The organism is Streptomyces sp. NPDC005963 (assembly GCF_040638655.1).
Lineage (GTDB): Bacteria > Actinomycetota > Actinomycetes > Streptomycetales > Streptomycetaceae > Streptomyces.
This window is the reverse complement of the sequence record NZ_JBEXVD010000063.1, coordinates 1-5,565: the sequence shown is the minus strand read 5'-3', so window position 1 is coordinate 5,565 and position 5,565 is coordinate 1. Positions and strand designations below refer to the sequence as shown.

The following is a 5,565-nucleotide window of genomic DNA, read 5'->3' as shown; positions in this document are numbered from 1 at the left end:
ATGCCCTCCAACGTGCCCTTGAGCATCTCCGTCTCCAACCTGGCCATACGACACCTCCTTCCCGAGCTAGTCAGCGCCAGCGAGTACCGGTACAACGTAACACTGACTACCAGTACCTAGCAAGACCGAATAGCGAAGGTGTGAGCCGTGCTGGAAGACGTTCGTTTCACCCGTTCACAACACCGCCGACCACAACTCAGCGAGCCGTGTGGGTGGTTCTATCCACGGGTCGATCAGGGTCCGCGGGCGGACCGCCGTGCCGCTGGTTCGCTGAGTCCCCAGGCACCACGAGCCGCCGGCCGAAACCGACGAGACCGCTCACCAGAGGAAGGTCTCCCCTTCGGCCCGCTTCTCGATGCAGTACGTGCCGAAAGCTCGGGCTTTCGCAGCCATTTCTGTATGCCCGGCGAGCCGCGCCGCCTCTTCGTACCAGTCGTACGTCGTGGCCGCATGCGAGCGTCGCTCGAAGTGGAACTCGGCGAATCGACGGAACTCTGACCGCATGGACTCCGGGGAGAAATGGCTACCGACCCCCAGGAGTTTCTCGAGTTCCGCTTCGCTCGCCTCGGGCCGTTCGATGATTCGGATCGGCTCGGTCGCTGGGATTCCCTTGCGAATGGCGATGGGATCGTCCGATCCCGAAAAGTCGAGGCAGAGGGAAAGACGGGCCGCCTCGGCGGAGCTGCGTGTCGAATGCGGATCGGTCGTGTGGATCTTCCAGACCTCACCACGGCGGAGATGATAGACGATGTCGTTCTCCGAGTGGAGGTTTTCCTCACTGGTGCGCAGCGGAATCTGCAGCCTGGCGCCTGGTTCGGCCCATTCGAGAAAGTCCACGTGCGGAGCGAGGATTGCGTCATGGGCCCGGAAGATGCGGACCCACTGCAACCGGTCTAGGGGAAAGTGCTCGGTGACCAGGGACATGATGCCCGGCAACTGCTTGCCCAGTTCGGTGAGAGCCATACGGCCGTCATGAGGGCGGAAGGAGGTGTCAGAGTCCGCGCCGCTGCCGTTGGCCAGCACGTGAGCCGACCATGAGCCGAAGGTGAAGGCATCGTACTCACCTCCGTACTCATGACCGTCAACGACGGAGAGTTCGGAATCCAGGTCGTATAAGTCGATGGGCAGCACCGCGAGTCTTTGTGACTTGAGCAAGGAAGCCCCTCCCCTTCAACAATCCAATTTACCGTCATGCCGAGTAAGCTGTTTCCGTACGTCACCGTATCTCTTCGGAGCCTCTTCGGCTTCGTCGCAGACACTGGCCACTAGTCGGCATTGAGTACTTCTTGAGCAATCCTTGAGCGGATGACCCGATTCGGGCCAATCCGCACGTGCCACAGGCACGACACGGCGGGCGGATCCCCCCTCAACCGGGCCAGCGGAAAGGGACGAGTTCCTGTCCTGTTGGCGGGACACCGGCACTCCGCGGGGCATTCGGACTGCGAACTCTTGTGCGGGGCTTCCCGGCCAAATACCTTGGCTCGCAATGGCCCCCGGGTGTGGAGAACTCCCCAGAAGAATCCCCCGGACTCCTTTCAGCAATTCAAGGATCTATCTCGCCGACCAGGCAACGGGAAGGTCCCTCAGTGGCCGTGATGACGTGGGCAGGCACTCCCGTTCGGTGGAGAGAAGGAAAGGCTGGCTATGGATTCGTCGCCGCAGGTACAGGAGCGAGGCGGGCAGGACGAGGCTGCGGAGGGAAGAGGTGTGCCTTCCGGCACGCCGGAGTCACTCGTGCAGGAGGTCTCGACGTTGTGGGGGGAGTACCTGGCCCCCCATGAAGTCGGGGCGCACGACGACTTCTTCGCGATCGGAGGCAACTCACTGATCGGAATCAAGATCATCAGCCGAGTGGCCCAGGACTACGGCGTCGAGTTGTCCGTACGCGACTTCTACCTGGCACAGACTCCGGCGCGCGTCGCAGAGTTGATAGAGCAGGGGCGGGTGAGGTCGTGAGGTTGACGCCGGGTCCCGCGCGCGACATCGACCTCGATCGCATCGACCTGTTCGACCTGGACCTCTACACATCGGGCGATCCGCACCCCATCTGGGACGCCATGCGGGAGAAGGCCCCGCTGCACCACCAAGTCCTGGCGGACGGACGGGAGTTCTGGTCCGTCACCCGCTACGAGGACGTCTGCCGCGTGCTCGGCGACCATCGCGAGTTCACCTCGGAGCGCGGCACCGTCGTCACCCACCTCGGAGTGGACGACGTCGCCGCTGGCACACTGATGACGTCCACCGACCCGCCCCGGCACACCGAGGTCCGCAGACCGCTCGGCACCAAGCTCACCGCGCGGGCGGTGAAGTCCTGGGAGGACAAGGTCCGCGGGACGATCGTGCGCTTCCTCGAACCGGCGCTCCACGGGGCGACCTTCGACCTAGCCGAGCGGGCGCTGCTCCTTCCCGCCTTGGTCACGGGCCCACTCCTCGGGATACCGGAAAAGGACTGGGAAGAACTCGTCCAGCTGACCGCCATGGTGACCGCACCCTCGGACCCGCACTTCACGCAGGGCAGCGAGGCCGCGACCCTGGCCATCTCCCACCACGAACTGCTCGCCTACGTCAAGGAATGGGTCAAGACGCAGCGGGCGGACGAACACCAGGACGACAGCCTGCTCCATCACCTCATGAGCGTCCGTCCAGGGGGCGCGCCGCTGAGCGACGAGGAGATCGCCCTCGACGGCTACAGCATTCTGCTGGGCGCCAACGTGACGACGCCGCACACCGTATCGGGCACGGTGCAGGCACTCATCGAACGGCCCGAGCAGTTCGAGAAGGCACAGGCCGATCCGTCGCTGATCCCGAACCTGGTCGAGGAAGGGTTGCGCTGGACCTCTGCCGCCTGCAATTTCATGCGGTACTCGGTGGACGACGTGCAGATCGCCGGAGGCACCGTTCCGGCCCGGGGAGCGGTCGTCGCCTGGATCGGATCGGCCAACCGCGATGAGGTCCAGTTCCCCGACCCCCACCGGTTCGACATCACGCGCAGCGGCGCAAAACGGCAGGTGGCGTTCGGGTACGGAGCGCACTTCTGCATCGGTGCCCCACTGGCCCGGATGACCCTGCGCATCTTCTTCGAGGAGCTGACCCAGCGGTTCGGATCGGTCGACCTCGCCGGCGAACCGCAGCACCTGCGGTCGTACTTCATCGCCGGGATGACCCACCTTCCCATCGTCGCCCAGAAACGAAGGATGCCATGACATCCGGCTACGCCATCGCCACGTCGCCGTGGTTCGTCCGGCCGCGGTCCGTAGATGACCGCGCACAACTCTTCTGCTTCCCCTACTCAGGGTCCGGGGCTTCGGCCTTCAGCGCTTGGCCGGCCGCGATCGACGACGTCGAGGTCAGCCCGGTGCAGTTCCCAGGACGCGAGAACCGACTAGCCGCGCCCCACTACGGCACCTACGGCAACCTCGCGGCCAGCCTGGCCGAGCAACTGGTGCCGCGATTCGACCGACCTTTCGCGTTCTTCGGGCACTGTGCGGGTGCCCTGGCCGCGTACGAGACTGCGGTGAGGCTCGCCGAACGGGGGCTGCGCCAGCCCGACTGCCTCTTCGTATCCAGGCAGTCGGCACCGCACGACGTCTCGCGCGACCGGATGCTCACCATGACCGAGTCCGAACTGCGTGCCGAGTTGGAGTCGGTCGTCCGCGGTCGGGGGATCGAGCCGCGGCCGGACATGATCGATGTGGGCCTGGCCGTGCTGCTGCGTGACCTCGCCGCCGCGAGTGAGTACCGGCGGTCGGAGCCAATCGTGCTCGGATGCCCCATCGTCGTACTTCACTGGCGGGACGACCCAGAGATGAGTCTCGACCAGCTTGAAGGATGGCGCCAATACGCGGATTCGGTCGAGTTCCGGGTTGTCGACGGTGGACACCACGACTTCATCAAGGCGCCGGAAGAACTGCTGAAGCTGCTGGCTTCGTGGCGCTGAAGCACTGTGCGGCCTGCGGTGCCGGTGCCGCCCGTGAGGGCATGAACGAGCCCGGAAGCCACAGCGACAACCGTTCTCACAAGTCGATCGACCGCGGATGACTCGCGGCTACACCATTTCTTCTAGCCACTGTCTGGGGAGGCCCTGGTGCAGGACGCCGACGACCACCGGTCCCATTCGCCGCGCGTCGTCGGTGACGCGCAGACACCGCGCGACGGGGTGCACGAGCCGGAGGCATCCGCTCGCGAACCCATCGCCGTCGTAGGCGTGTCCTGCCGACTGCCCGGGGCTCAGAACCCCGTCGCCTTCTGGGAAATGCTGCGCGACAGAAGGAGCGGCATCACCGACGTGCCAGCCAACCGCTGGGACGCGCGCCGGCTGCTCGACCGCGACGCCACAGCCCCCGGCAAGATCACGACCACGCGTGGCGGCTTCCTGGACGACATCGCCGGCTTTGACGCCGACTTCTTCGGGATCACCCCGAACGAGGCCACGATGATGGACCCCCAGCAGCGTCTGATGCTGGAACTCGGGTGGGAGGCGTTGGAGGACGCCGGTATCGCCCCCGCAGACCTCGCGGGGACACGCGCAGGTGTGTTCGTGGGAGCCATCTGGGACGACTACGCGATCCGGCTCTACAAGCACGGCACCCAGCGCATCGACCGCCACTCTGTCACCGGACTCCACCGCAGCATCATCGCCAACCGCCTCTCCTACACGCTCGGCCTCAACGGCCCCAGCCTCGCCGTCGACGCGGCCCAGTCCTCTTCGCTGGTGGCGGTGCATCTGGCTGCGGAGAGCCTGCGCGCGGGGGACTGCACGCTCGCACTCGCGGGCGGCGTCAACCTCGCGATCGCCCCGGAGAGCACCATCGGCTCGACCAAGTTCGGAGGCTTGTCCCCGGACGGGCTGTGCAGGACCTTCGACGCCCGGGCCAACGGCTACGTGCGTGGCGAAGGCGGCGTCTACCTGACCCTGAAGACCCTGTCCCGGGCAGTGGCCGACGGAGACCGGATCTACTGCGTCATCGAGGGCAGCGCCGTCAACAACGACGGCGCCACGCCCGGCCTCACTGTGCCCAGCGCACGCGCCCAAGAAGAGGTGATCCGCCGCGCGCACGAGCGCGCCGGAACCCGTCCCGAGGACGTCCAATACGTCGAGCTCCACGGCACTGGCACGCGGGTGGGCGACCCCATCGAGGCGTCGGCCCTGGGTGCCGCACTCGGCATCCACCGGCCGTCCGACGCCCCCCTGCGCGTCGGATCGGTGAAGACCAACGTCGGCCACTTGGAGGGGGCGGCAGGCGTCGTCGGCCTCCTCAAAACGATCCTCAGCATCTGGCATCGCCAGCTACCGCCCAGCCTCAACTTCGACACCCCCAACCCCGACATCGCCTTCGCAGACTTGCGTCTGCACCTTCAGCAAGACCTCTCTCCCTGGCCCCGGCCCGACCGCCCACTGATCGCAGGTACCAGTTCTTTCGGCATGGGCGGTACCAACTGCCACGTCGTGCTGCGCGAATGGACGGAGGCTGAGGGTGTTGTCGTCGGGGGTGGGTCGGAGCCGGTGGTGGCGACCGACGGAACGCTGCCCTGGCTGGTGTCGGCGAAGTCGCACACGGCACTGCA

General features: G+C 66.0%; 5 protein-coding genes. 4 read left to right on the top strand and 1 reads right to left on the bottom strand.

Features of this window, described 5'->3' with window-relative positions:
* Positions 1-318: 318 nt before the first annotated feature.
* On the bottom strand, positions 319-1,155 hold the full coding sequence (locus tag ABZ348_RS34420; RefSeq protein WP_358939908.1) for a putative nonproteinogenic amino acid hydroxylase: 837 nt from the start codon (positions 1,153-1,155) through the stop codon (positions 319-321).
* A 552-nt stretch (positions 1,156-1,707) separates the two neighbouring features.
* On the opposite strand from ABZ348_RS34420, the gene ABZ348_RS34415 reads away from it, so the two are divergent.
* From ABZ348_RS34415 to ABZ348_RS34400, 4 genes are all read left to right on the top strand, one after another.
* Positions 1,708-1,956, top strand: a complete 249-nt coding sequence (locus ABZ348_RS34415) for a phosphopantetheine-binding protein (protein ID WP_358939906.1) — start codon at positions 1,708-1,710, stop codon at positions 1,954-1,956.
* Positions 1,953-3,203, top strand: coding sequence for a cytochrome P450 (locus ABZ348_RS34410; protein ID WP_358939904.1), 1,251 nt, complete (start codon positions 1,953-1,955; stop codon positions 3,201-3,203). The genes ABZ348_RS34415 and ABZ348_RS34410 overlap by 4 nt, the downstream gene beginning before the upstream one ends.
* On the top strand, positions 3,200-3,937 hold the full coding sequence (locus ABZ348_RS34405; RefSeq protein WP_358939902.1) for a thioesterase domain-containing protein: 738 nt from the start codon (positions 3,200-3,202) through the stop codon (positions 3,935-3,937). The genes ABZ348_RS34410 and ABZ348_RS34405 overlap by 4 nt, the downstream gene beginning before the upstream one ends.
* Positions 3,938-4,156: 219 nt before the next feature.
* On the top strand, positions 4,157-5,565 hold a 1,409-nt coding region (locus ABZ348_RS34400), incomplete at its 3' end, for a polyketide synthase (RefSeq protein WP_358939909.1).